At 52.7% G+C, this 25,067-nt stretch carries 21 protein-coding genes; 12 read left to right on the forward strand and 9 right to left on the reverse strand.

Annotated elements, in window-relative coordinates; all coding sequences use genetic code 11:
• Positions 1–55: 55 nt before the first annotated feature.
• Both fmt and def read right to left on the reverse strand, forming a co-directional pair.
• A complete protein-coding gene (fmt, locus tag AC4GL5_RS01080) occupies positions 56–1,012 on the reverse strand; it encodes a methionyl-tRNA formyltransferase (RefSeq protein WP_490380934.1) in 957 nt (318 codons plus the stop codon).
• Between the two features lie 96 nt (positions 1,013–1,108).
• Positions 1,109–1,618 (reverse strand): peptide deformylase, encoded by a 510-nt coding sequence (gene def, locus AC4GL5_RS01085; protein ID WP_490380988.1) that lies wholly within the window; start codon positions 1,616–1,618, stop codon positions 1,109–1,111.
• Positions 1,619–1,914: 296 nt separating this feature from the next.
• On the opposite strand from def, the gene AC4GL5_RS01090 reads away from it, so the two are divergent.
• The 6 genes from AC4GL5_RS01090 (at position 1,915) to aroE (ending at position 8,179) form a co-directional block, all read left to right on the forward strand.
• Positions 1,915–3,084: a LysM peptidoglycan-binding domain-containing protein gene (locus AC4GL5_RS01090; protein ID WP_490380935.1), complete on the forward strand. Its 1,170-nt coding sequence runs from the start codon at positions 1,915–1,917 to the stop codon at positions 3,082–3,084.
• Positions 3,085–3,182: 98 nt separating this feature from the next.
• Positions 3,183–4,466 (forward strand): DNA-processing protein DprA, encoded by a 1,284-nt coding sequence (gene dprA / locus AC4GL5_RS01095; RefSeq protein ID WP_490380936.1) that lies wholly within the window; start codon positions 3,183–3,185, stop codon positions 4,464–4,466.
• Positions 4,467–4,666: 200 nt separating this feature from the next.
• On the forward strand, positions 4,667–5,236 hold the full coding sequence (gene tsaC / locus AC4GL5_RS01100; RefSeq protein WP_490380937.1) for an L-threonylcarbamoyladenylate synthase type 1 TsaC: 570 nt from the start codon (positions 4,667–4,669) through the stop codon (positions 5,234–5,236).
• A gap of 326 nt (positions 5,237–5,562) precedes the next feature.
• On the forward strand, positions 5,563–6,480 hold the full coding sequence (gene hemF / locus AC4GL5_RS01105; protein ID WP_490380938.1) for an oxygen-dependent coproporphyrinogen oxidase: 918 nt from the start codon (positions 5,563–5,565) through the stop codon (positions 6,478–6,480).
• Between the two features lie 114 nt (positions 6,481–6,594).
• The gene (locus tag AC4GL5_RS01110) at positions 6,595–7,338 is read left to right on the forward strand and encodes a hypothetical protein (RefSeq protein WP_490380939.1); all 744 of its coding nucleotides are present in this window, start codon (positions 6,595–6,597) and stop codon (positions 7,336–7,338) included.
• A 1-nt stretch (position 7,339) separates the two neighbouring features.
• Positions 7,340–8,179 carry a shikimate dehydrogenase gene (aroE, locus tag AC4GL5_RS01115; protein WP_490380940.1) on the forward strand — a complete coding sequence of 280 codons (840 nt, stop codon included), beginning with the start codon at positions 7,340–7,342 and terminating at the stop codon, positions 8,177–8,179.
• A 99-nt stretch (positions 8,180–8,278) separates the two neighbouring features.
• Here the strand turns inward: aroE and AC4GL5_RS01120 are convergent, their stop codons facing one another.
• The 3 genes from AC4GL5_RS01120 to AC4GL5_RS01130 form a co-directional block, all read right to left on the reverse strand.
• Positions 8,279–8,557: a hypothetical protein gene (locus AC4GL5_RS01120; protein ID WP_490380941.1), complete on the reverse strand. Its 279-nt coding sequence runs from the start codon at positions 8,555–8,557 to the stop codon at positions 8,279–8,281.
• Between the two features lie 46 nt (positions 8,558–8,603).
• Positions 8,604–9,428 (reverse strand): M48 family metallopeptidase, encoded by an 825-nt coding sequence (locus tag AC4GL5_RS01125; protein WP_490380942.1) that lies wholly within the window; start codon positions 9,426–9,428, stop codon positions 8,604–8,606.
• A gap of 194 nt (positions 9,429–9,622) precedes the next feature.
• Positions 9,623–10,207, reverse strand: a complete 585-nt coding sequence (locus AC4GL5_RS01130; RefSeq protein WP_490380943.1) for a gamma carbonic anhydrase family protein — start codon at positions 10,205–10,207, stop codon at positions 9,623–9,625.
• A 146-nt stretch (positions 10,208–10,353) separates the two neighbouring features.
• On the opposite strand from AC4GL5_RS01130, the gene prlC reads away from it, so the two are divergent.
• On the forward strand, positions 10,354–12,393 hold the full coding sequence (gene prlC, locus AC4GL5_RS01135) for an oligopeptidase A (RefSeq protein ID WP_490380944.1): 2,040 nt from the start codon (positions 10,354–10,356) through the stop codon (positions 12,391–12,393).
• 146 nt (positions 12,394–12,539) lie between these two features.
• The gene (locus tag AC4GL5_RS01140; protein ID WP_490380945.1) at positions 12,540–12,785 is read left to right on the forward strand and encodes a YheV family putative zinc ribbon protein; all 246 of its coding nucleotides are present in this window, start codon (positions 12,540–12,542) and stop codon (positions 12,783–12,785) included.
• A gap of 105 nt (positions 12,786–12,890) precedes the next feature.
• Here AC4GL5_RS01140 and AC4GL5_RS01145 read toward each other — a convergent pair whose 3' ends face one another.
• Both AC4GL5_RS01145 and AC4GL5_RS01150 read right to left on the reverse strand, forming a co-directional pair.
• Positions 12,891–13,841 (reverse strand): homoserine kinase, encoded by a 951-nt coding sequence (locus AC4GL5_RS01145; RefSeq protein WP_490380946.1) that lies wholly within the window; start codon positions 13,839–13,841, stop codon positions 12,891–12,893.
• Positions 13,842–13,949: 108 nt separating this feature from the next.
• Entirely contained in the window at positions 13,950–14,240 is a 291-nt protein-coding gene (locus AC4GL5_RS01150; protein ID WP_490380947.1) for a DUF2782 domain-containing protein, read from the reverse strand.
• 95 nt (positions 14,241–14,335) lie between these two features.
• Here AC4GL5_RS01150 and polA point away from each other — a divergent pair, with 95 nt between their 5' ends.
• The 3 genes from polA to AC4GL5_RS01165 all read left to right on the forward strand — a co-directional run bounded on the left by polA (position 14,336) and on the right by AC4GL5_RS01165 (position 20,637).
• Positions 14,336–17,122: a DNA polymerase I gene (gene polA / locus AC4GL5_RS01155; protein WP_490380948.1), complete on the forward strand. Its 2,787-nt coding sequence runs from the start codon at positions 14,336–14,338 to the stop codon at positions 17,120–17,122.
• A 309-nt stretch (positions 17,123–17,431) separates the two neighbouring features.
• Positions 17,432–20,137: a putative bifunctional diguanylate cyclase/phosphodiesterase gene (locus tag AC4GL5_RS01160; RefSeq protein ID WP_490380949.1), complete on the forward strand. Its 2,706-nt coding sequence runs from the start codon at positions 17,432–17,434 to the stop codon at positions 20,135–20,137.
• 65 nt (positions 20,138–20,202) lie between these two features.
• A complete protein-coding gene (locus AC4GL5_RS01165) occupies positions 20,203–20,637 on the forward strand; it encodes a hypothetical protein (protein ID WP_490380950.1) in 435 nt (144 codons plus the stop codon).
• 80 nt (positions 20,638–20,717) lie between these two features.
• Here AC4GL5_RS01165 and speA read toward each other — a convergent pair whose 3' ends face one another.
• The gene (gene speA / locus AC4GL5_RS01170) at positions 20,718–22,622 is read right to left on the reverse strand and encodes a biosynthetic arginine decarboxylase (protein ID WP_490380951.1); all 1,905 of its coding nucleotides are present in this window, start codon (positions 22,620–22,622) and stop codon (positions 20,718–20,720) included.
• Positions 22,623–23,039: 417 nt separating this feature from the next.
• Between speA and speE the strand changes: the two genes are divergently transcribed.
• Positions 23,040–23,900 (forward strand): polyamine aminopropyltransferase, encoded by an 861-nt coding sequence (gene speE, locus AC4GL5_RS01175; protein WP_490380952.1) that lies wholly within the window; start codon positions 23,040–23,042, stop codon positions 23,898–23,900.
• Between the two features lie 112 nt (positions 23,901–24,012).
• On the opposite strand, the gene AC4GL5_RS01180 is transcribed toward speE, so the two are convergent.
• Positions 24,013–25,053 (reverse strand): extracellular catalytic domain type 2 short-chain-length polyhydroxyalkanoate depolymerase, encoded by a 1,041-nt coding sequence (locus AC4GL5_RS01180; RefSeq protein WP_490380953.1) that lies wholly within the window; start codon positions 25,051–25,053, stop codon positions 24,013–24,015.
• Positions 25,054–25,067: the final 14 nt, after the last annotated feature.

Below are 25,067 nucleotides of genomic sequence, written 5' to 3' on the forward strand. Positions count from 1 at the left end.
CCCTGCAAAATGCAGAGGCCGGATTATTCAATCAACTCAGTACAATAAATTCAGGTTACTCACCTAAGCAGGTTTCACCAGCCACAAACAGGCCTTTACCTGAGTTTAAGATATCCACAACCGAAAGTGCTTTTTTGCCTGGCAGCTGAAGATTATTGATGCACAGGGCACCTTTGCCACAGGCGATACGTAGCCCCGTTTTGTCGGCACTGATGACGGTGCCCGGTGCTAGCTCACTGTTCCCGGTTTCAGGTGTTGCATGCCAGATACGGACAGTTTCTCCGTTAAGGGTTGTCCAGGACACTGGCCAGGGATTAAAAGCGCGAATACAGCGGTCAATAAAGGCCGCATCTTTAGCCCAGTCGATCTCTGCTTCGGCTTTGCTCAGTTTCTCAGCATAGTTCGCCAGCGAATCGTCCTGTACTTCCGGAGTCAGGCTGCCTTCTGCCAAAGCATCAACGGCTTGTTTCAGAGCTTCTCCGCCCTGTTCTGCCAGTTTGTCGTGCAGTGTCTGAGCGGTTTCATCGGCGGCGATATCCAGACGGGTTTTCAGCAGCATAGGACCCGTGTCCAGACCGGCTTCCATCTGCATGATGGTGACCCCGCTCTCTTTATCGCCCTGCCAGATCGCACGCTGAATCGGTGCGGCACCGCGCCAGCGAGGCAGCAGAGAACCGTGTACGTTGATGCAGCCCAAGCGCGGCGTATCCAGTACCACCTGCGGCAGAATCAGACCGTAAGCCACCACAACCATCAGGTCTGCATTGTGGCTGGCCAGGATCTGCTGAGCCTCTTCATCCCGCAGAGATACCGGCTGATGTACCGGAATATTGTGTTCCAGTGCCAGCGCTTTAACCGGAGTCGGTGCCAGTTTACGGCCACGGCCCGCTGGGCGGTCCGGCTGACTGTAAGCCGCTACAACTTCATGACGGGTTTCCAGTAATGCAGCCAGAGAGCGGGCAGCAAATTCAGGGGTTCCGGCGAAAATAATACGCAAAGAATCGGATGACATCGGTGAGGCTCCAGAATACGGTCAATTCATCGGTAAGCAGTGATCAGAAACAGAACAGGCCAGCTAAAGCTGGCCTGAGAAAGCAGCGTACTGCTCTTAACGGTTCTGGTCTTTATGGCGCTTATCCATCAGTTTGCGCACACGGTTGCGCTTCATACTGGACAGGTAATCAACAAAGACTTTGCCTTGCAGGTGGTCACATTCGTGCTGAATACAGTGTGCTAACAGACCATCGGCTTCCAGCTCATAGGGTTCACCGTTACGGTCCAGTGCCTTAAGGCGAACACGCAGCGCGCGCTCTACATCGGCATAGTATTCCGGCACAGAAAGGCAGCCTTCCTGCATCATCTCGGTTTCATCATCCAGTGGCGTGTATTCCGGATTGATCAGGACATACGGCTGGTCACGGTTTTCAGAAACATCGATCACAATAATCTGCTGATGAATGTTGACCTGAGTGGCTGCCAGACCGATGCCGTTGGCATCCAGCATGGTTTCGAACATATCGTCAACGATTTTACGAATGCTATCGTCGACTACAGCAACAGGTTGCGCAACCGTGCGCAGGCGGGTATCCGGGTACTCAAGAATTTCAAGAACTGCCATGGCGTGTGCCTTTATCAATACTGTCTGGGACAGAGACGCATCAGTAATAACCTGCATCAATAAGCCGGTGGCGGGCTGACTCTGTCCGGATAATTTTGTTCTGAAAACAGGGCAAATAGCTGCTTCCGGAAAATTTGACTGGTATTGTAGGGGGGAGGTTCCCTAGGGGCAATCTCTTGAGTGGAATAAGCCAACTCTGAAAGCCATGATTGAGCAATGGTAATTCTTTCGGTACTCAGATTTTAGCGCTCACACTGACCATTCGGAATGAGCCGGCTTGGCAAAAGGAAAACAGCATGAACAAGCCATCCAATTTACCTTCTCTCCCGACTTTTGGGCGAATGACGCCACTACGAATGCTGATCAAAGGCGTTCTGGTTTCAGGTCTGTCAGTAGCGGTCCTGGGGATGGCTTCAACCTCCAGCCTGGCTCAGTCAGTTTCCTGGGCAGGGGCAGCGATTGAAAACGCAACAACTCGCTTGATAGGGCAAAACAGCCTCAGAACCGATGCACCACAATATTATGAAGTTAAGCCCGGTGATACCTTGTGGGATATCTCTGCGCTCTTTCTGAAAGATCCGTGGATGTGGCCGCAGTTGTGGCGGGAAAATCCTCAGGTTGAGAACCCTGATCTTATCTACCCCGGTGACCGGCTGGCGCTGATCTATGACGAAAAGGGCCTACCCCGAATTGAGCGTCAGAAACCCGGCGTGGTGAAGTTGTCTCCCGGTATTCGTATTACCCGTTACCGTCAGGCCGTTCCGGCGATCCCCCTGAAAACCATAGAACCCTTTATTGAGCGGCATCAGGTGTTCAGCGAAGAGGAGGTTCAGGCAAGCGCCTACGTGCTGGGTGCTGAAGATGGCCGTATCGTGACCGGTGTTGGTGATCTGGTGTATGTCCGCAAAGCGGAGCAAGCTCAGGATGGCACCCGTTTCCTGGTCTATCGTCAGCAACGACCGTATCTGGCAACCGATCTTGCCGGTGATCAGCAGCTACTGGGGATTGAATTGAAGTATATCGCCACGCTGCAGCAGGAATCCGCCAGTGATGATGTGGCGGTAATGCGCGTGGTGCAGGCCCGTGAAGAGATCCGTGACAATGATCTGGTCACACTGAAGGATCGTGGTGAAACACCAGCAACCTTCTTCCCAAGTGCGCCAGCCCGTCGGGTACAGGGAGAGATTATCTCCGTGCTGTCTGGTGTTCGCTATGCCGGTAGCAATGCGGTCGTTGCTATTAATTTGGGGCAATCCAACCGACTAGTTCCGGGTAATGTGCTTACCATTAAGCAGAAAAGATCGCCTGTAAAGGATGTTCGGACGGAAGAGCTGATCGAATTACCACCGGAAGAGACCGGTAAGCTGATGGTGTTCCGTACCTTTAAGCAGGTGAGTTATGCACTGGTGATGGAAGCGAAGAAGCCGATTGGTGTTGGCGATCAGCTGATCACGCCCGATTTTTGATATCGGGCCTCTGATCCGGCTCAACAATCTATAACTGCTACAACAATCTATAACTGCTAAATGTATGACTGCTAAGGATTGGCAGAAGGAGCGACAGGATGTCTGCTGAAACCCCCTCTTTATGCTCAGCCCCCTCAGATGATCAGCTTCTGACCAGCTTGCGCTTTCTGGCCCTCTCGCTCATTAAGGGGCTGGGGCCGGTGGGTGTTCAGGCGTTACTGGCTTTTGCCGCTCAGGAAGATATGGATCCCTCTGAAGAGGCTTTCTGGACACTGGCGATCAGAGCCTTAAGCGGTCAGAAGCGTTTACCTCTGGCGGAACGGCATCTGTTTGAGCAACGGATCGCCAATCCCTTCAGTGATGCTCTGGTCTGGCCGGAGCGGGATGGTGTGCTCGAATGGCTGCAGGGGAATCCAACCCGCCAGCTGTTAGCGTTAGGGCAGAGCAACTACCCTTATCTGCTATCTGAAATATCAGACCCGCCCCTGCTGCTTTATCTGCAGGGAGATGCCGAACTTCTGCACAAGCCCCAGTTAGCCATTGTCGGTGCCCGGCGTCCTACGGCCATCGGGTTATCGGATGCCAGAGCTTTTGCCGGTGCGTTAACGGAACTGGGCTGGACCATTACCAGTGGGTTGGCCGAAGGCATCGATGCAGCCGCTCATCAGGGCGCTCTGCAGGCTAATGGTAAAACCCTTGCGGTATTAGGTACCGGAATTGATCGCTGTTATCCCGCTCATCATAAAAGTCTGCAACAGGCTATAGCCGATGCCGGTTTGCTGGTCAGCGAATACCCTTTGGGTACGCCACCAAGGGGGCCAAACTTTCCCCGGCGAAACCGTATTGTCAGCGGTTTAAGCGTTGGGCTTCTGGTGGTTGAAGCAGCCCTGAAAAGCGGCTCTCTGATCAGCGCCAGACTTGCCAGCGAACAGGGGCGTGAAGTTTTTGCCATACCGGGTTCGATTCATCAGGCCCAGAGCAAAGGTTGCCATCAGCTGATTAAGCAGGGAGCGAAACTGACCGAAACCGTGATGGATATGCATGAGGAGCTGAGTCACTGGTTGCAGAATGCCGTCTCGATGCCTGTTTATCCGGCTCGTTCTGAACAGATCTGTTCAGCCGCTGTTGATCCACAAACATCTCTTTTCAGTAAACAAGCTGCTTCAGGCAGTAGATGTCAGCGACCTGCAGATCGCAGCCCCGAGGAATTTAACTCCCCGGAGGCCTATCAGATCTGGCAGGCGGTGAAGGCGGGCGCAGGAAATCTGGATGAATTGGTGCTGCATTGTCAGATGGAGACCTCACAGATCAGTCAGCATTGTCTGATGCTGGAGATGCAGGGGTTTCTAAACCAGAACGCAGGGCGATGGCAGACTGCTTAAGTGCTTTGTCGGAGCGGAACTTATCCCTGGCCCGCTTATCTATTGGAGCGTCATCAGAACGGTTTCGCTTGCATCTCCAAGACGCCTTGGTTAATTTTTCGCCCGCCTGAAAGGAGTGAGGCAAACCGACTTTTTGGAACTGATTTCTCGATTTTTTGCCGCAGGCTATATTTGACTCCGACATAAGCAGGTAGAACAACGTGGACAAACAACTGATTCAGCAAGCTGCCGATACTCTGAAACAGGGTGGAGTGATCGCCTATCCCACCGAAGCGGTATGGGGGCTGGGATGCGATCCGCATAATACAGACGCTATGGAACAGCTGTTGTCACTGAAATCACGGGATCCCGCTAAAGGGGTTATTCTGATCGCGGCGAGTTATGAACAGGTGCTGCCCTATATGGATACTTCCTTTATGGAAGAGCTTTCCCATGAGAAAAAGTTACAACTTACTCACACCTGGCCCGGCGCAAATACGTGGTTAGTGCCTCCTTCGGAAAAAGTACCGGCTTTGATCAAAGGCCAGCATCCGCTGGTGGCGATGCGGGTAACGGCGCATCCTCTGGTGCAGGCGTTGTGTGAAGCCTTTGGCGGGCCTATTGTGTCCACCTCGGCCAATCCGGCGGGAGAAGATCCTGCCCTGAGTGAAGAAGATATCCACACCTACTTTGATGATCGTCTGGATTTTGTTTTATCCGGTGAACTGGGGGGGCTGGGTCAGCCAAGTACCATTCGTAATCTGCTGACCGGTGAAACCCTGCGTCCATAATGCAGGCTGCTTAGTCGCTATAGGCTGTCAGTCGCCACAGATAGCCTTTCTACTGAATCCCGGCTCTTCAGGTTCTTAAGGGCCGTTTTTTTATCCACGCCAGCCCGTTATCCACACCCTCTTGTGATTCCTATCTTATACCCAGCCTCATGCAAGCCGGGCTGACGTCTCTTTCCTTGTTTCCGAGGGTTATTCCCCCTAGTATTTGCGGCAACTTTTTTGATTGGGTTTCCTGTCCGGATACTCCATACCTTTTTTCTCAGTCCGGCTCTGTGATTGATCGCTTTTTTAAGAGCCTGCCTGAACCTTAACCACCGGAGAACGCCATGAGTGCTGTCGATTTTGAAGCCGTTAAATCCTATCTGCTCGACCTGCAGGATCGTATCTGTGCCGGTCTTGCTGAAGAAGATGGCAAGGTTGGTTTTCAGGAAGATAACTGGCAGCGTGAACAGGGTGGCGGTGGTCGTACCCGTCTGATTACCGAGGGTGCGGTTTTTGAGAAAGGCGGCGTGAACTTCTCTCATGTCTTCGGCGGTAAGCTGCCACCGAGCGCTTCAGCGGTTCGCCCGGAGCTGGCCGGACGTAGTTTCCATGCAGCCGGTGTGTCTCTGGTGATGCACCCTGAAAACCCTTACGTGCCGACCTCCCATATGAATGTGCGTATCTTCGTTGCCGAGAAAGAAGGCGAAGAGCCGGTTTGGTGGTTTGGCGGTGGCTACGATCTGACGCCTTATTACGGTTTTGAAGAAGACTGCGTTGCCTGGCATCAGGTGGCCAGGAAGGCCTGTGAGCCATTCGGGGAAGAGGTTTATCCCAAGTACAAAAAATGGTGTGACGAGTACTTCTACCTGAAGCACCGTGATGAAGCCCGTGGTGTCGGTGGTCTCTTTATGGATGATCTGAACGAAGCCACCTTTGGCAGCTTTGAAGAGTGCTTTAAGTTTATTCAGGCGGTGGGTGACAGCTATCTGGAGGCTTACCGTCCTATCGTCGCCAAGCGTAAAGAGACGCCATTTGGTGAGCGTGAGCGCAAGTTCCAGTGCTACCGTCGTGGTCGCTATGTGGAGTTCAATCTGGTCTTTGACCGTGGCACTCTGTTTGGCCTGCAATCCGGTGGTCGTACCGAGTCGATCCTGATGTCTCTGCCGCCTGTGGTGCATTGGGATTATGGTTACGAGCCGGAAGCAGGCAGTGCCGAAGCCGAGCTTTATGAACGCTTCCTGCCGCACCGTGACTGGATCTGATTTTTCAAAAAACAAACTGGGCAGTTACCCGCTGTCCGGTTCTAAGACCTATTCAAATTGTTATCTGAAACGTCTGCTGAAAGACGTTCCTGAATATCCTGCAGGAGCCAGAAGATGAGCCAACAGGCCGCAAACGATGCTATGCCTACCGATAAAGATTCCAGCCAAAAACTTCAGGTTGCTTACATTATGGACCCGCTCTGTGGCTGGTGTTATGCCGCAGCCCCTATTGTGGAAGCGATGCGGGAAGAGTTTGGTGATCAGCTGCAGTGGCAGATCTATCTGGGTGGTCTGATTCGCGAATCCCGCGTGCTGGGGCCGCGTTTCCGTGATCATATTTTGGCTGCCAGCCAGCGTATCGAGCAGATTACTGGTCAGACTATCGGTATGGGCTTTAAGCAACTGATTCAGCAGCCGGACTGTGCGCTGGATTCCCGTCCGGCCAGTATCGCCATTCATGAGCTGATTCTGCAGGGGGATCCGGAAAAGACACTGGATTACATCAAGCGTCTGCAGAACCACCATTTCCGTGAAGGCTTCAGTCTGAATGAAACCGATCTGCTGATCAGCGCCACCGATGGCCTGTTAGAGGATCAGAGCACACTGAAAGAGAAGCTGAGCAAACCGGCAACCTGGTCTGATCTGATGGACCCGCTGTTTACTCAGGGCCATAACATGATGACCTCCTCGGAAGGTCAGGGTTATCCGACCTTTGCCATTAAGTACCGTGGCCGTTACCAGAAGATTCAGCATGAAGATTTTTATGGTGATCCGGAAGGTCTCGTTCAGGCGCTGAAGCCGGTGGTAGTGGAAGTGACCTCCGGACAGATCGCAACGCCTCAGGCGACGGAGGTTTAAGATGACCGATCGTTACGCGGTATTTGGTAATCCTATTGCCCACAGCAAGTCGCCGCAGATTCATCAGGCGTTTGCCCGTCAGACCCAGCAGCTGTTGAGTTACGAAGCCTTGCTGGCACCGGTGGATGCTTTTGCGCAATCCCTGCGTGCTTTTCTGGCGGATCAGGGGCGGGGCTGTAATATCACCGTACCTTTCAAGCAGGATGCCTATGACACGGCAGAGCAACTGACCGCCCGTGCTCAGCGGGCCGGTGCTGTGAATACCCTCTGGCAGGCGGAAGATGGTCAGCTTTGGGGTGATACTACAGACGGCGTCGGACTGGTGCGTGACCTGACCGATAACCAGCAGGTGGACATTAAAGGGCAGCGGGTGCTGATTCTGGGAGCCGGTGGTGCTGTTCGCGGTGTTATCGAACCGATTCTGGAACAGAATCCAGCTTCTGTGGTGATTGCGAACCGTACCGTGTCTAAAGCAGAACTTCTCGTCGATATCTTTAAAGACCTGCTTCCGGAAGGTTGCACCCTTTCTGCCTGTGGGTTTAGCGATCTTGAAGGCCAGCAGTTTGATCGGGTCATCAATGGTACGGCAGCCAGCCTGTCTGGTGATCTGCCACCGCTTCCGGATAGCCTGTTGGCGGAGCATGCGGCCTGCTACGACATGATGTACGGTGCAGAAACCACGGTCTTTAACCAGTGGGCACTGGAACATGGCGCAGCCGAGGCGATTGATGGTCTGGGTATGCTGGTGGAGCAGGCTGCCGAGTCGTTCCGCATCTGGCGGGGTGTAAAACCGGATACCGCAGAGGTACTGGCGGATCTTCGGGCACAGCTGAAAGGCTGATAGGTTAATACGGAATCAGTATGTGGGTCGGGCTTTAGCCCGTCAGTTGTTTTTAACGACTGACGCCCTGAAGGGCGACCCACATGTCCGCTGTAGAAATCAGCGCTTTTTATACAGCCCGATCAGACACAGCACTAAGCCCAGCATCGACAGCAGAATACCGCTGTTGACGAGAAGAGGCTGACGCTCAGAGAAGGGAACGAAAATGGTACGTCCTTCGATGCATTCTCCCACCCGGTAATCAAAGCCCATGCCCTCAGCAATGCACTTCTGTACGTCGGTCAGTTCCGCCCAGTAGCCACTCATCATCGCCACCGATGGCACAACCATTAATGCTAAGCCCCAAAGTACCCAGCGGTTTTTAATCGAATACATCATCTCGTTTTGCGTTACCTGTTAAATCATCAGTTGCTGATCGGGAAGATCAGATCTTACAGCTTGGTACCCGGCCAGCGGCTTTTGCCTTCTGATACAGGGCGTTGGCTTTCGGCATCAGTTTCTGCAGATCTTTAATCCGGCGATCGTGGGATGGGTGAGTCGACAGCAGTTCGGGCTGACTTTTACCACCACTGGCCTTTGACATGTTTTGCCACAGGCTGACAGCCTGCTCCGGTTGGAAGCCGGCTTTGGCCATAAGTTCCAGCCCCATCACGTCCGCTTCACTTTCCTGTACCCGCCCGAAGGGTAAAATAACGCCAACCTGAGAACCGATACCCAACAGAGCAAACAGCTGATCTTTCTCTTCGCTTGGCTCACCGCTGATCTTATAGGCCAGCGCCAGACCGGTTTGGGTGGCAAAGGCGGTGGAAACACGCTCGTTACCGTGCTCGGCTAAAACGTGCGCCAGCTCATGACCTATTACCGCTGCCAGCTGATGCTGGTTGTTAGCCACTTTCAGCAGGCCGGTATAAACCCCCACCTTACCGCCGGGCAGTGCGAAGGCGTTCACCTGTTCCGAATCAAATACCACCACTTCCCAGTTTTTAATGCCGTATTTGGAGGGCACCTGTGCGATCACCTGATTTGCCACGCAATTTACATACTGGCTGGTGGAGGTGTTGGTGGTTGCCGGTGTTTCTTCCTTCATCTGAGCAAAGGACTGCACACCCATCTGATCGATCTCTGAACTGGGGAAAAGTTTGAGCTGATTGCGACCCGTAGGCGAGCTGGCGCAGGCGGTCAGAAGGGCGGCACTGATACCCGTAATCAGTGCTTTTTTGAACCAACGGGAAACCTGTTGTGATGGCATAAATAATCCTTTCGCAGTCAGCTGTGCCGGTGGCTGGCACAGTGTTGTAATCAAACGAATATAATCAAACGGGGTATTCTGAGGAATTATCGCTGAAATGAATTTTGAGTACAGCCTCTATTTGGTGCTATTCGGTTCTTAAAAGTAAAGAACCCCGCCGGAGCAGGGTTCAGGTGTCGTACGGCTTAACAGACTCAGCCGTTATAGCCTTCCGCGATATGCTCGTCTTTCAGCTTCACATAGTTACCGGCGGTGTAGGTGAAGAACTTCATCTCTTTCTCGGTCAGCGGGCGTTTTTTCTCCACCGGGCGGCCGACATACAGATGACCGGACTCCAGCACTTTGCCCGGTGGCACCAGACTACCGGCACCGACAATGACATCATCTTCAACAACCGCACCGTCCATCACCATAGCACCCATACCGATCAGAATCCGGCTACCTATGGTGCAGCCATGCAGCATCGCCTGATGGCCGATGGTGACATCATCGCCAATAATCAAAGGGAAACCATCCGGGTTGAAGGGGCCTGCGTGGGTGATATGCAGTACCGAACCATCCTGCACGCTGGTGCGGTTGCCGATACGGATACGGTGCATATCACCCCGGATCACGGTTAACGGCCACACGGAGCAATCATCCCCCAGCTCAACATCCCCCAGAACCACGGCGGTCGGATCAACAAACACGCGCTCGCCCAGCTGGGGTGTCCACTCTTTAAAAGGGCGAATATTGGTGGCGGGTGCAGAAGCGGTGTTTTCCGGTTTGGCTGTGGACATGGCTGAAGCTCCGTTTTAGTTGTCGTTATCGTAAAATAGGGAAAGCGCTATGGTGATTATAACCTGCGGCACGGTGGAATTTCTGTGGTCTGTCCCCATATTCACTGTAAGCGAAAAAGCCAAAGATTACTGATAAGGATTCATCCATGAGCAATCCGTTACTTGAAAGTCACACCCTGCCACCTTTCAGCCAGATCAAACCGGAAATGATTGAGCCGGCACTGGATCAGATTCTGGCGGACAACCGCGCGGCGATTGCCGAACTGCAACAGCAGGAAAACCCAAGCTGGGAATCTCTGGCTCAGGCGATGAGTGAACATGAAGACCGCCTGGCGCAGATGTGGTCACCGGTGGGCCACCTGAACGGCGTACTGAACAGCGATGCGCTGCGTGAAGCCTACAACGCCTGCCTGCCGAAACTGTCCCAGTACAGTACCGAGATCGGTCAGAACGAAGCCCTGTGTGAAAGCTTCAAGGCGCTGAAAGCCAGCCCTGAATTTGCCACCCTGAACGAAGCGCAGCAGAAAGCGATCAACAACACCTTGCGTGATTTCCACTTGTCCGGTATCGACCTGCCTGCCGAGAAGAAAAAGCGTTACGGCGAGCTGAAATCCCGCCTGTCCGAGCTGAGCAACAAGTTTGCCGAGAACGTTCTGGATGCGACTCAGGGCTGGACCAAACATATCACCGACGAGCAAGAGCTGGCCGGTCTGCCGGAAAGCGCGCTGGGTCTGCTGCAGCAACTGGCTCAGCAGAAAGAGCTGGACGGTTGGCTGATTACGCTGGATTTCCCGGCGTTCCATCCGGTGATGACCTACGCCGAAAACCGCTCCCTGCGTGAAGAGGTGTACACCGCCTTTGTCACCCGCGCATCAGATCAGGGCCCGAATGCCGGTCAGTGGGATAACACCCCAGTCATGGATGAGATTCTGCAGCTGCGTCATGAGCTGGCGCAACTGCTGGGCTTTAACAGCTACGCCGAATACTCCATCGAAACCAAGATGGCTTCCAGCACCGATGAAGTGCTGGGCTTTCTGACGGATCTGGCCGAGCGTTCTGTGCCTCAGGCCCGTCAGGAGTTTAAAGAGCTGCAGGCCTACGCTAACGAACAGGGTTTTGACGGTGAACTGAAAGCCTGGGATACCGGTTTCTACAGCGAGAAGCTGCGCCAGCAGCGTTATGCCATTTCTCAGGAAGAGCTGCGTCCTTACTTCCCGGCTCCGAAAGTGATCGCCGGTATGTTTGAGGTGGTGAATCGCCTGTACGGCATCACCATCGAAGAGAAAACCGAGCAGGTGGATCGCTGGCACGACGATGCCAAATACTACGAGATCTCGCAGGACGGTCAGCCGATTGCTGGTTTCTATCTGGATCTGTACGCCCGTGAAAACAAGCGTGGCGGAGCCTGGATGGATGATTGCCGTGTGCGCCGTCGTAAAGCGGATGGTTCTGTTCAGCTGCCGGTGGCGTATCTGGTGTGTAACTTCTCCGCGCCGGTGGGGGGTAAGCCCGCGCTGCTGACCCACGATGAAGTCACCACTCTGTTCCACGAGTTTGGTCACGGCCTGCACCACATGCTGACCAAAATCGATGTCGCCGATGTCTCCGGTATCAACGGTGTGGCCTGGGATGCGGTAGAGCTGCCTAGCCAGTTTATGGAGAACTTCTGCTACGAGAAAGAAGGTCTGGATCTGATTGCAGGTCACGTAGATACCGGTGAGCCGCTGCCACAGGAGATGCTGGATAAACTGCAGGCGGCGAAGAACTTCCAGTCCGCCATGATGATGGTGCGCCAGCTGGAATTCTCGCTGTTCGACTTCCGTCTGCATAACGAATATCAGCCGGAGTGGGATTCCAGCGTACAGCAGCTGCTGGATGAGGTACGTGATCAGGTGGCGGTACTGCCGCCGGTGCCGTTTAACCGCTTCCAGCACGGTTTCAGCCATATCTTCGCCGGTGGTTATGCGGCAGGCTACTACAGCTACAAGTGGGCGGAAGTGCTGTCTGCTGATGCTTATTCCCGCTTTGAAGAGGAAGGTATCTTTAACGAAGCGACTGGCCGCTCCTTCCGGGAAAACATTCTGGAGATGGGCGGTTCCCGTGAACCGGCTGAGCTGTTTAAAGCCTTCCGTGGCCGTGAGCCTAAGGTGGATGCCCTGCTGCGCCACTGTGGTATTCAGGGTTAAGCGCAGCCTATTAAGAGTAGGCTCTTAAAAGCGGAATAAGCCGGAACGCTAATAGTGTTCCCCGGAACAGGGCGGCATAATGGCCGCCCTGTTCGGTTGAAAAACACTAAACAGGTACTTTTTACAGGTCTTTTACAGGTAAAAATATGACAATTGTGAAACGCTTTATCGCCGGTGCAGTCTGCCCGCGCTGTGGTGAGATGGATAAACTGAAAGCCTGGACCGAGGATGATATCCAGCATCGTGAGTGTGTTGCCTGTGACTTCACCGATGAGATGTCACTGACCGCACCACCAGAGCTGGCAGAACCAGCAACCCGCGTTAACCAGACGCAGCCGGATCCGAAAGATGAGATTCAGGTGGTTAACCTGATGGATCCTAAGGCGAAGTAAGCTGGCGCGTTTATCACGGCTAAAGAATTAAAAAAGGCGAAGCCTGTAATCGGGCTTCGCCTTTTTTGTCTTCGCTGTTTCGTCTTTTGATGGCAGTGTGCTGGTTTACCAACCCGCCTGCTTAATGCGGTTTAGCAGAATCAGTTTGTAGTGCTCAGGATCTTTAAAGCCGTGGGCGTGGCCTTCCTCTTCCGCCAGATGTTTCGCCAGCAGGCGGGAGATCCAGTAGCGCAGGGAGCAGGCGCGCAGGAAACCGGGCAGAGCATGGCGCTCGGTATCCGTTAGTGGACGCACACTTTCGTAGGCTTCCAGCAGAGCGCTTTGAATATCCAGATCCGGTTCGCTGCCGTCCTGACAACTCCAGTCATTCAGTACGACGGCCAGATCATAAAGCAGGTGACCATTACACCCGTTGTAGAAGTCGATTACGCCGGTCAGGGTTTCGCCTTCATAAAAGGTGTTATCCCGGAACAGATCACCGTGCAGTACGCCTTCCGGCAGATCCGGGCACTCCTCCAGCAGATCCGCAAAGTGGCTGATCTCCAGCTGCATCAGCTGCTGATCCATCTCATCCAGCAAGGGCAGCAGATCCGGTGCAACCGTCTTCATCCAGTCGATCGATCGATTATTGGGCTTATGCAGTTCAAACGGCTGAGCGGTAACGTGCATCTGTCCCAGCCATTGTCCCAGTTGCTTGGCCTGTGCAATGCCCGGATTTTCCGGGTGGGTGCCACTCAGACAAGGGAAGAGTAATGCGGGTTTATCGGACAGTGTATGCAGATATTCCCCTGCTTTGTCTGCCATGGGAGCCGCAACGGTATCCATACCTTTAGCTTTCAGCTGGGTCAGCAGAGACACAAAGTAGCCCAGATCGCTGTGATCACCCTGTTCGAAGAGGGTCAGAATGTAGCTTTCCTGCAGACCATCAAAGCTAATGAGATAGGTGGTGTTTTCAGTACCGCCCATCAGTCCCTGCAGCTGGTAATCAGTCGTCAGACCGTAGCCTTGCAGAAAGGAGTTGAGTTCAGTCTCGGAAACCTGAGTGTAAACGGCCATGGTCGGTGCTCTTATCTGTATGCAGGGAATGAATTAATCAGCAGCGATTTTTTATTAAAAAAACTGCAAAATCAATAAGATGGTCTGCTTTCTTATGGCTTGATCGTTTTACCAGCGAAGCAGTACCCATTCAGGAATCAGGAAAGACTTACGGGTAGTTTCTTTACGGACAAAGTTACCGTCACCGTTGGCATCGACCAGATAGTACTCTGCACCTACCTTAGGTTTTACTTTGATGGCGTAGAGAATGCCGTTCGCACGATATTCGTACAGCGTACGGTCACCGCCATCACGAATGGTGATCTCCGGCTCCGGTTGCTGATCTTCTGCGTAGACGCTGCTCAGGGGCAGTGATAACAGAAGAGCAGCAAATAAGGTCAAAAACGGAGTGCGTTTCATGTTAAATCCTTGTCAGACCTTTGGTCTGAATCCTGAGTGCATTATGATGAATCCCAATATATTCCCAGTATAACCGAGTTGAGTTGATATCCTGTATGAATGACACCACCCAATTGCCTCTGGTTCTGGTTGATGGCTCCTCCTATCTTTACCGAGCTTTTCACGCCCTGCCACCTTTAACCACCTCTAAGGGCCAGCCCAGCGGTGCGATTAAAGGCGTAATTAACATGCTGAAGAGCCTGCTGAAACAGTATCCGCAGGCTCCGGTTGTGGTGGTGTTTGATGCTAAGGGTAAAACCTTCCGCGACGACATGTACGCTGAGTACAAAGCCCAGCGTCCGCCGATGCCGGATGATCTGCGTTCCCAGATTGAGCCGCTGCATAAAGCGATTAAAGCGATGGGGCTGCCGCTTTTGTGTGTTGATGGCGTTGAAGCGGATGATGTGATCGGTACTCTCGCGGAGCAGGGCGAAGCCGCCGGGCGTTCGGTGATTGTCTCCACCGGCGATAAAGATATGGCGCAGCTGGTGACCGAGAAGGTGACTCTGGTAAACACCATGACCGACACCGTAATGGATATTCAGGGTGTGCACGACAAGTTTGGTATCGGCCCTGAGCTGATTATCGACTTCCTCGCGCTGATGGGGGACAAGGTGGATAACATTCCTGGCGTTCCGGGTGTGGGTGAGAAAACTGCTCTGGGTCTGCTGCAGGGTATTGGTGGTCTGGATGCCATCTATGCGGATCTGGATAAGATTCCGGAGCTGAGTTTCCGTGGTGCTAAGACGCTGCCGAAGAAGATGGCTGAGCATAAAGATATGGCTTATCTCTCCTATGAGCTGGCGACGATCAAGTGTGATGTACCGCTGGATGTCACCATTGAAGATCTGGTGCTGGCACCACAGGATACGGACACTCTGAAAGAGCTGTACGCTGAGCTGGAATTTAAAACCTGGCTTAACGCGCTGAATCGCGCTGAAGGTAGTTCTGACAAGGTTGCTAATGAAGAAGCCACTGCTGCAGAAGTCGAGCAGGCGGCAGAAGATGAAGAACCGGCCATCGCCGGTGAATACGAAACCGTACTGACCGAAGAAGCCTTCAATAAGTGGCTGGAACAGCTGAAAGCCGCTGATCAGTTTGCTTTTGATACCGAAACCACCAGCCTAGATTATATGCAGGCACAGATTGTGGGTGTCTCCTTTGCCGTGGAAGCGGGTAAAGCAGCTTACGTACCGGTCGCCCACGACTATATGGGCGCACCGGAGCAGCTGGATCGAGACTGGGTGCTGAACCAGCTGAAACCGCTGCTGGAAGATCCGACTAAGGGTAAGATCGGGCAGCATCTGAAATACGATATCAACGTACTGGCCAACTACGGTATTGAGCTGCAGGGCGTTGCCAGCGATACCATGCTGGCGTCCTACGTGCTCAACTCCACCGCCACCCGTCATGACATGGACAGCCTGTCCAGCAAGTATCTGGGTCATACCACCATCAGTTTTGAGCAGATCGCAGGAAAAGGCGCTAAGCAGCTGACCTTTAACCAGATCGAGATGGAACAGGCCGCGCCTTACGCCGCTGAAGATGCAGATATCACCCTGCGCCTGCACAACAAGCTGCTGCCGATGGTGCAGGCGGAAGGTCGTCTTGGCGATCTGTTAGCCGAGGTGGAGCTGCCACTGGTGCCGGTACTGTCCCGCATTGAGCGTAATGGTGCCAAAATTGATACTGCTAAGCTTGCCGAGCAAAGCCAGCAGATCACGGCTCGTTTAACTGAGCTGGAACGCGATGCCTTTGAACTGGCCGGTAAAGAGTTCAATCTGGGTTCTACCAAACAGCTGGGTGAGATTCTCTATGATGAGATGAAGCTGCCGGTGCTGAAGAAAACGCCAAAGGGTAAACCGTCTACCGCAGAAGCGGTGTTGCAGGAGCTGGCACTGGACTATCCGCTGCCTAAGCTGATCATGGAGCATCGTGGCTTAAGCAAGCTGAAATCCACCTATACCGACAAGCTGCCGCAGATGGTCAGCGCCCGTACCGGTCGTCTGCACACCTCCTATCATCAGGCGGTCACCGCCACGGGTCGTCTGTCGTCCAGTGATCCTAACCTGCAGAATATTCCGATCCGTACCGAGGAAGGCCGCCGTATCCGTCAGGCCTTTGTGCCGGAAGCGGGCAATGTGATTGTCGCAGCGGATTACTCCCAGATTGAGCTGCGTATTATGGCGCACCTGTCCGGTGACAAAGGCCTCCTGGAAGCCTTTAAGAACAATCAGGATGTGCATAAAGCGACCGCGGCCGAGGTCTTCGGTTGTACGCCGGATCAGGTCACTAACGATCAGCGCCGCAGCGCTAAAGCGATCAACTTCGGTCTGATCTACGGTATGTCTGCCTTTGGTTTAGCCAAGCAGCTGCATATCGAACGCGGTCAGGCGCAGATCTATATCGAGCGCTACTTCGACCGTTATCCGGGTGTGGCACGCTATATGGACAGCATCCGTGAAAGCGCCAAAGAGAAAGGCTACGTTGAGACCCTGCTGGGGCGTCGCCTCTATCTGCCGGAGATCAACGCCAGTAACGGTGCTATGCGTAAAGCGGCGGAGCGTACCGCGATTAACGCACCGATGCAGGGTACCGCAGCAGATATCATCAAGAAAGCGATGATCAACGTGCATAACTGGCTGGCTGAAGGCAATGATCCGGCCTGCAACGGCGTGAAGATGATTATGCAGGTACACGATGAACTGGTGTTTGAGGTGCCCCAGGCTCAGCTGGAGGCGTTTAAAGCCGGTCTGCTGCCGCTGATGGAACATGCCGTTGAGCTGGATGTGCCATTATTAGTGGAAGCCGACAGCGGCGAAAACTGGGATCAGGCGCACTGATCCGGCTTTTGTCTGATCGGGCATCCGATTCAGTTACCCAGCGTAATAAAACGGAGCAAATTGTAGCCGATAGGTTAAAGCGCTTGGTCTATGATCGAAATAACGGGGCGATGATTATCGCCCCGTTTGCTTTCTGTTCTATTCTGAATAGTTTTGTGGTCTTCAGTCGGACATCTATATAATGTTGTCTTTTAAAGTTATCTAAAGATTTCTATCAGTAACGCGTTTCGGATATGCCAATGGAAGATAGCAGCGAGCAGTTTTTGACCTATTACCCGCGTGCCGGGATTTCGGTGATTGGAGTCCAGTATGCTTAGCCGCCTGTCCCTCAGGCAGAAACTGATCGCGGTGCCAGCGATGGGTTTCCTGGTTGTGGTTATCTTTATTACAACGATGCTGGGCTTGGTAAACCGCCAGGAAAGCAGTATGCGTCAGATCGTGACTAAGGATCTGACCAGTATCGCCCGTAATACCACCTTGTTATCAGACCTGTCCCGTAACCACGTTTCTCTGCAGGAGCTGCTGACCCGCTATCAGCAGCTGGATGATCGTAGCAGCTTGCATAGCATCGGTCTGAGTCGGGTGCACGTGATCTATCAGGTTCGGGATAACCTTTTGCAGGAGTTTCAGCAACAGCGATCCCTTAATAGTCGCTCGCTCAATGCGGCGGTTAAAGCTCTGGTGGATGACTTGGAAGGATATGCCGTTAATGCTGAATCCACCTTAGAACATGCCTCGCAAAACCATGACGAAACGGAACGTATGTTACTGCTGCTTAACCGCAGTTTCTCGGGTACTCACCGTCAGTTCATTACCTTCCTTGAACTGATGGGAAACACGATTACCAAGGATACCAATACTGAACTGCATCGCTTAGAGCAGGAGGTCATCGCCTTTACTCTTGGTATGAGTATCGTGCTCTTTATGCTGATCGTTTTCAGTTTCCGCCAGACCGGGGATTTTTCCCGAAGCCTGCACAGCATGATAAAGGCACTGAATAAACTGGCCTCCGGTGAGCGTCGAATAGGCCTGCGAGATCGGGACTATAAAACCAAAGAGTTGCAGCAGATGTCGGAAGCGATCGACTGCTTCCAGCGTAGCCTGGTAGCTCTGGATATAACGCAGAGTAAGGTTGAGGAAACCAATCAGCGCCTGCGTCAGGAGATCACTTTTAAAGAAAATGCAGAGTCTGAGCTGAACAATGCGCTGGATGCATTACAGTTAGCCAATGATGAGTTGGAACACCGGGTTGAAGAGCGGACTCAGGAGCTCGCGCAAATCAATAATAACCTGCAGCAGGAGGTGGATTTTCGCCGAGAAGCGGAGAAGCAGCTGCAGCTCTTTAAAATGGCGGTGCATAACACCAGTGAAGCGGTGATTATTACCGACTCTGACGCCCGCATTCTTGAAGTGAATCCCGCTTATTGCCAGATTACCGGTTACAGTCGCCAGGATGTATTGGGCAAAAATCCGAATATCACCCGTTCTGACCGTCATGATCCTGAATTTTATCGGGATATGTGGAGTAACCTCAGCCAGAACGGGCAATGGAGTGGTGAAATCTGGGATCGCCGAAAAAACGGCGAAGTCTTCCCGAAATGGCTCAGTATTAATGCGGTTAACGATGGCCAGTCTGATTACACCTACTATGTGGGTGTTTTCATGGATATCAGCAACCTTAAGCAAACCGAGCAACAGCTGGAACGCCTGGCTTATTACGATCCACTGACCAACCTACCGAACCGGGTGCTCTTTAACGACCGCCTTGAGCAGGAGATTCGTACCTGTTCTGCTGATCATAGTCGCTTTGGTGTGCTTTATATCGATCTCGATCGCTTTAAGTACGTCAACGATACGCTGGGTCATTCCGTAGGGGATGAGCTGCTGGTGGAAGTGGGGCGTCGTATTAAAAGCTGTGTTCGGGAGCCTGATACGGTTGCCCGTATCAGTGGCGATGAGTTTACGGTCATCGTGCGTAGTGTGCACGAAGCACAGGATATGGAGGTGGTCGCCAGTAAGATTATTGAGCAGATCGACCGACCGGTGCAGATTGCTGAGCGGGATATTTTTGTTGGTGCCAGTATCGGTATCAGTCTTTACCCGGAGCACGCTACGGGCAGCGAGTTGCTGAAAAAATATGCCGATATGGCGATGTACAAGGCTAAAGAAGCGGGTCGTGGCCGCTATCAGATGTTTGATCCGGGAATGACAGAAGTAAATCTTGACCGGATGGCGCTGACCGGACAGCTGAAGCAGGCGATCGCGCAGAACGAATTTATTCTGCATTATCAGCCGATTGTGTCTATTGCAGATGCCTCTATTTCTGCGGTTGAAGCGCTGATCCGCTGGCAACCGGAAGATGGCAGAATCATCTATCCCGGCGATTTTATCGAACATGCAGAAGAGACCGGGCTTATTCATGCTATAGGCGACTGGGTACTGGAAGCGGCCTGCGAACAAGCGGCGATCTGGAATCGCCAGCTGGAACATCCGGTGGCGATGGCCGTGAACCTATCCGCTGTTCAGTTTGAAAATCCCGAGCTTCCTGCCTATATCGAAGATGTACTCAAGCGTACGGGCCTGGCCCCTGAGTTACTGCATGTGGAGATCACAGAAACCACAGTGATGAAGCAGCCGGAGCAAACCGAGAATCTGCTGCGGGATATCTCTGCTCTGGGGGTTAAAATCTCCATTGATGATTTTGGTGCCGGATACTCCTCTCTGAGTTATCTGATGCGTTTTACCGCTAACAAGCTCAAGATTGACCGCGCCTTTACTCAACAGCTGACGGAACGCCGTAATGATCAGATTATTCCCACTGCGATTATCAATCTGGGACGTAGTCTGCATCTGGAAACCGTGGCAGAAGGTGTGGAAACTGAATTTCAGCTGGATATGCTCCGGAAGAAAGGCTGCACCTATGCTCAGGGTTATTTGCTGAGCCGGCCGGTGGATACAGAGGCCACGTTTAAGCTGTTAGAGCAACATCACATTACTTTGCCGGGTTCCTCCTAAGGAACCCATCGATGCGCTTCGTGTCTTAATAACAACTCATTGTGAATCAAGGTATGACCCGAACCATGAAGCCTTTTATCTTCTCCTTGGTATTACTGACAGCTATAGCCCTGCCTGTGCAGGCGGCAGATACAGAAGCCCTAAAAGAGAAAGCCTCGGCACTGGCAGATGAAACCGCAGAAACCGCGGCAGAGATAGGCAGTAAATTGAAAGACTGGGGCAGCAAAGCCTGGGATACCGGTAAGGAAGCGGCTGATGTTGCGAAACAAAAAATAGCGGAAACCGATAGTGGTGCTATCGGGGAGACGATTAAGGGTATTGGTAACTCCCTGGTTGAAGGGGGAAAGCGTGCTGCCGATGCGGCCAGCGAGAAGCTGGATGAAGGTACGGAATACCTGAAGAAAGAGTATCAGGAACAGCAGGCTGAACGTGAACGTCGCCAGCAGGAAGAAGAGCAGAAGCAGGCCGAAGAGGCTGAGCCGGAAGGTATTGCGATCTGATCAGCGGGTTTCTCTCTAATCGGAGAAAGAAAGGCTGAGTCTTACGACTCAGCCTTTTTTGTTTATTCCCGATAAGTACGTCATTCAAGATAGGTATAGCCCGCCAGACCCTCTTCCAGTTCCTTAATAAAGAGCGCCTGCTCTTCATCGGTCAGGTCACTGGCATCCATCTTGGCACGGTAGCTGTCCATCAGCTTGATAGGGTCAAAGTTCACGTATTCCAGAACCTTGGCCACAGTATCACCCTTGATCACCTGATTGATCTGCACGTCACCGTCGGCATTGACCGTAACATCCACCGAGTCGGTATCACCGAACAGGTTGTGCATATCCCCCAGAATCTCCTGATAAGCACCCACCAGGAAAACCCCTAACAGGCGTTGTTCACCTTCCGGCCAGGCTGGCAGCGGCAGGGTGGTTTCCAGACCCTGACCGTCCACATACAGGTCGATACGGCCATCGGAGTCACAGGTAATATCCTGAATCACGCCACGGCGCAGCGGCGGCTGATGCAGCTGGGACAGGGGCAGAATCGGGAAGATCTGCTCGATACCCCAAACATCCGGCAGCGACTGGAACAGGGAGAAGTTAGCAAACAGCTTGTCCGCCAGTTTCTCGTTTAGCTCATCCAGAATGGTGCGGTGGGCACGGTTCCGGGTATTCAGCTGCCCGCGTAGCTGATCACAGGTTGCGGTGTAGATACGTTCCGCCAGTGAGCGCTGGGTCAGGCTCAGAATGCCCAGAGTGTACATATCCTGCGCTTCAGAAACCGCCTGCACCACATCGTGATAGCTTTCCACCAGAGAGCGCTCATCCGCACCCTGAGTGACCAGCTGGAAGGCCCGCCACAGCTCCTGAATCACCGCCGGTTCATCATCATCGATATGTTCCGGTGCATTGGTATCCGGCGATTCGATATCGATCACATCGGTAATCAGTACCGCATGGTGTGCGGTAATGGCACGACCGGATTCTGTAATCAGATGCGGATGCGGCAGGTTGTTATTGGTGCAAACCTCGTTAATCGCATGCACCACGTTGTTGGCGTACTCTTCCATGCTGTAGTTGATGGAGCAGATGCTGCGGGAACGGGTACCTTCGTAATCCACACCCAGACCACCGCCCACATCCACAAAGCGTACGTTCGCGCCCAGATTGCACAGTTCGTTATAGAAACGACCACACTCTTTCAGACCACGCTGAATATCACGGATATTGGCGATCTGAGAACCCAGATGGAAGTGCAGCAGCTGCAGCGCATCCAGCGCACCGGCTTTTTTCAGTTGCTCTACCACATCCAGAATCTGACTGGCAGAGAGACCAAACTTGGACTTTTCGCCACCTGTGTTCTGCCAGTTACCTTTACCGATGGAAGCCAGGCGGGCACGGATACCCATGCGCGGCTTAACCCCCATCTTTTTGCTCTCTTCCAGAACAAGGTTCAGCTCGTTCATCTTCTCGATCACGATAAAGACTTTATGACCGAGCTTTTCACCCAAAAGCGCCAGACGCACGTATTCGCGGTCTTTATAACCGTTGCAGACGATCACCGAGTTTTTCTGACCCGTTTGTGCCAGCACGGCCAGCAGTTCAGGTTTGCTGCCTGCTTCCAGACCTACACGGTTGGCGGAGCGGGCAGAGGTGTTCAGAATCTCTTCCACCACACGGCGCTGCTGGTTCACTTTGATCGGGTAAACCGCAGTGTAGCCCCCTGTGTATTCCTGCTCCTGCATCGCTTTATCAAAGGCGGCGCACAGGCGGTTCACACGGTGGTGCAGAATATCGGTGAAACGAACCAGAACCGGTAACGAAAGTCCCTGAGCCTGAAGCGTCTGGCAAAGTTGTGTCAGATCCACCGCAGCATTCGGCTGCGCCGGGCTGGGTTTAACAACAACCCGACCCTTAGGATTTACAGCAAAGTAGTCACTGCCCCAGTGGTCGATATTGTATGTGCGGAACGCATCTTCAAGGCTCCAATCGGTCATCTCTTCGTTACTCACCTTTTGTCATATTGAGGTTAATGTCGGCTGGTACAAAACAGGTTTGAGGGTAGATCATTTTGATGACGAAAGCAGTTTTTTCCTGTGTGCTTTCGTCGTGATTTGATCGCTTTCAGGGCGACTTAAAAGCGCGCGCATTATCCATTCAATTTTGTAAAAATCAAACAAAAACTCTGTCCGTTTTTCCTGGTGGCTTTTATCGGATTTTGGGTTAAAAATATCTTTGTTTCTGCAGGGGCAATCCGTTATTGTTGCGCCCCTTATTTAAACGGCTTGAACGGCTCTTTCAAACAAAAGAGTTTCGGCTGCAAGCCATCTTCCCATCAGGTGCAACCACATCTCAGGTTTCAGAATGAATGCCCGGGATGCAGACGTTTCTGAGATGCAATTGTTGAGGTAGCTATGAGCGAACAACTGGACAACAACTGGTTTACTGAGGTTTTCACTTCCTGTGGTTCCGGCTTTTCTTTGAAAGTAAAAGCGAAACTGCACGAGGAACAGAGTCCGTATCAGAAACTGGAAATCTACGATACGGAAACCTATGGCAACCTGATGGTGATTGATGGCTGCGTGATGCTGACGGATCGCGACAACTTCCTCTATCACGAGATGATGTCTCACCCGGCGCTGTTCAGCCATCCTGATCCTAAGCGTGTTGTGATCATCGGTGGCGGCGACTGCGGTACTCTGCGTGAAGTGCTGAAGCACCCGGGCGTTGAGAAAGTAACCCAGATCGATATCGATAAGCTGGTTACCGATCTGTCTGAGAAATACTTCCCGGCGCTGTGCGACAGCAACGATGATCCCCGTGCCGAGCTGCTGTTTGAAGATGGCGTGAAGTGGGTGGATGAGTGCCCGGAAGAGAGTATCGACCTGATCATTGTGGACTCGACGGATCCGGTGGGGCCAGCCGAAGGTCTGTTTAAGGTGGACTTCTTCAAGCGTTGTTTCCGCATTCTGAAACAGGGCGGCATCATGGTTCAGCAGTCTGAGTCTCCGCTGTACCACACCGACAGCATCATCAAGGATCTGCATGTGGATATGCAGGCCGCGGGTTTCAGTACCACAGCGACTCTGCCATTCCCTCAGCCGGTGTACCCATCAGGCTGGTGGAGTTGCACCATGGCGGGTAAAGGTTCTGACGTAAAAACCTTCCGTGAAGCGGATTCCGCTGCGAAAACATTTGAGACGGATTACTACACGGCTGATATGCACCGTGGTGCACTGACACTGCCGCCTTTTATGAAGAAGGTTTTGGGTTAAGTTAAACACTCCCCATACCCGCTATACACAAAACCGCTGGCCTTCGGGCAAGCGGTTTTTTATTGATGATCAGATTATCCACAGGGCACTGAAGCAGGTAAGCAAGTATTCGCTATGATCCATGACGTCCTTTCAGGCGATGTATCATAGCGATGATCGCTGATATCTGCTGGTTATTGCGTGAGAAGAAGGGTTCAGATTCATAGCCCCACCAATCCCAGCAGCCTTTCGGATTCGGCAGGCTTTTTTTCGCCTGGGGGTACAGCACCACAATCTTGTTGCTGTCTGCCCAGCGGTTAAATCCACTGTCGCGGATAAAACTGTCACCGGCAACTTCTGCGCTTTGATCACACCCATGCAGTGCGATATGCAGTTGGCATTGAGCATCCTGTTCCCGACAGGCTTGGGGAATATAAAGATAACCCCGGTCCAGCATGCCTCTGCCATCAAAGAATTCCTGCTGGCCGAACTCCTCAACGTTACCTTTCAGTTTTTCGGGTTCTGATGCGGGTTTCAATTTGCCATAGAGCGTGGTCAGCGCTTCGCCGGCACCATCAAAATGGCAGTTCTGAAGGTGATTGCCGGAAGGGGAGCCGCATTTAGCATCTGTTTGTAGGGTCGGGAACCCGTGGCTGGCATCAGGTAGGGTTGTTATTCGTAGGTTATAACCCGCCACCAGCGTCTGATAAAACGTGATCAAGCTTTCAGTGACAGCCGGATCGACAACATCATCACTCTGCCCCATAAAGATATATACAGGGTCATCGACCAACAGTGCCGGATCGCCAATGGCGCCGCTTCGGCTGGCTTTGTGTAGCATGGCCATGCGTTCCTGCGGACCGATCATCGGTAAGGTTGTTTTCATGCAGGACATCATGGCGTGACTCAGGCCTTTAATAGCGCAGCCCCAGGGACCTGCAGAAAAAATGGCTGCGCCTTCGATCTCTTCCGGGTGAGCAAGGTGTAACTGGTTGGCCATATAGCCACCAGAGGAAAAACCAGAGACGGTTACCGTCGCGTTATTCAGGCTTGCCAGATAAGGGAGTTTGTTGAAGTGCCTGTCGGGTTGACTGGAAGTACAGCCACTTGCTGCCAGCAAAAATAACAGAGCACTGAATAAGCGTAATAGAAGGGAAGAGGCGAGCGAGGCCATAGGGTTAAACCTGC

The sequence above is a fragment of the Oceanospirillum sp. genome, assembly GCF_982874595.1.

Coding starts and splice junctions, on each gene's coding strand:
- AC4GL5_RS01140 (WP_490380945.1), top strand. CDS start 12,540: ATGACAATTGTGAAACGCTTTATCGCCGGTGCAGTCTGCCCGCGCTGT.
- AC4GL5_RS01160 (WP_490380949.1), top strand. CDS start 17,432: ATGCTTAGCCGCCTGTCCCTCAGGCAGAAACTGATCGCGGTGCCAGCG.
- aroE (WP_490380940.1), top strand. CDS start 7,340: ATGACCGATCGTTACGCGGTATTTGGTAATCCTATTGCCCACAGCAAG.
- def (WP_490380988.1), bottom strand. CDS start 1,618: ATGGCAGTTCTTGAAATTCTTGAGTACCCGGATACCCGCCTGCGCACG.
- AC4GL5_RS01090 (WP_490380935.1), top strand. CDS start 1,915: ATGAACAAGCCATCCAATTTACCTTCTCTCCCGACTTTTGGGCGAATG.
- AC4GL5_RS01110 (WP_490380939.1), top strand. CDS start 6,595: ATGAGCCAACAGGCCGCAAACGATGCTATGCCTACCGATAAAGATTCC.
- AC4GL5_RS01125 (WP_490380942.1), bottom strand. CDS start 9,428: ATGCCATCACAACAGGTTTCCCGTTGGTTCAAAAAAGCACTGATTACG.
- AC4GL5_RS01150 (WP_490380947.1), bottom strand. CDS start 14,240: ATGAAACGCACTCCGTTTTTGACCTTATTTGCTGCTCTTCTGTTATCA.
- AC4GL5_RS01120 (WP_490380941.1), bottom strand. CDS start 8,557: ATGATGTATTCGATTAAAAACCGCTGGGTACTTTGGGGCTTAGCATTA.
- AC4GL5_RS01165 (WP_490380950.1), top strand. CDS start 20,203: ATGAAGCCTTTTATCTTCTCCTTGGTATTACTGACAGCTATAGCCCTG.
- AC4GL5_RS01130 (WP_490380943.1), bottom strand. CDS start 10,207: ATGTCCACAGCCAAACCGGAAAACACCGCTTCTGCACCCGCCACCAAT.
- speE (WP_490380952.1), top strand. CDS start 23,040: ATGAGCGAACAACTGGACAACAACTGGTTTACTGAGGTTTTCACTTCC.
- hemF (WP_490380938.1), top strand. CDS start 5,563: ATGAGTGCTGTCGATTTTGAAGCCGTTAAATCCTATCTGCTCGACCTG.
- AC4GL5_RS01180 (WP_490380953.1), bottom strand. CDS start 25,053: ATGGCCTCGCTCGCCTCTTCCCTTCTATTACGCTTATTCAGTGCTCTG.
- prlC (WP_490380944.1), top strand. CDS start 10,354: ATGAGCAATCCGTTACTTGAAAGTCACACCCTGCCACCTTTCAGCCAG.
- AC4GL5_RS01145 (WP_490380946.1), bottom strand. CDS start 13,841: ATGGCCGTTTACACTCAGGTTTCCGAGACTGAACTCAACTCCTTTCTG.
- fmt (WP_490380934.1), bottom strand. CDS start 1,012: ATGTCATCCGATTCTTTGCGTATTATTTTCGCCGGAACCCCTGAATTT.
- polA (WP_490380948.1), top strand. CDS start 14,336: ATGAATGACACCACCCAATTGCCTCTGGTTCTGGTTGATGGCTCCTCC.
- dprA (WP_490380936.1), top strand. CDS start 3,183: ATGTCTGCTGAAACCCCCTCTTTATGCTCAGCCCCCTCAGATGATCAG.
- speA (WP_490380951.1), bottom strand. CDS start 22,622: ATGACCGATTGGAGCCTTGAAGATGCGTTCCGCACATACAATATCGAC.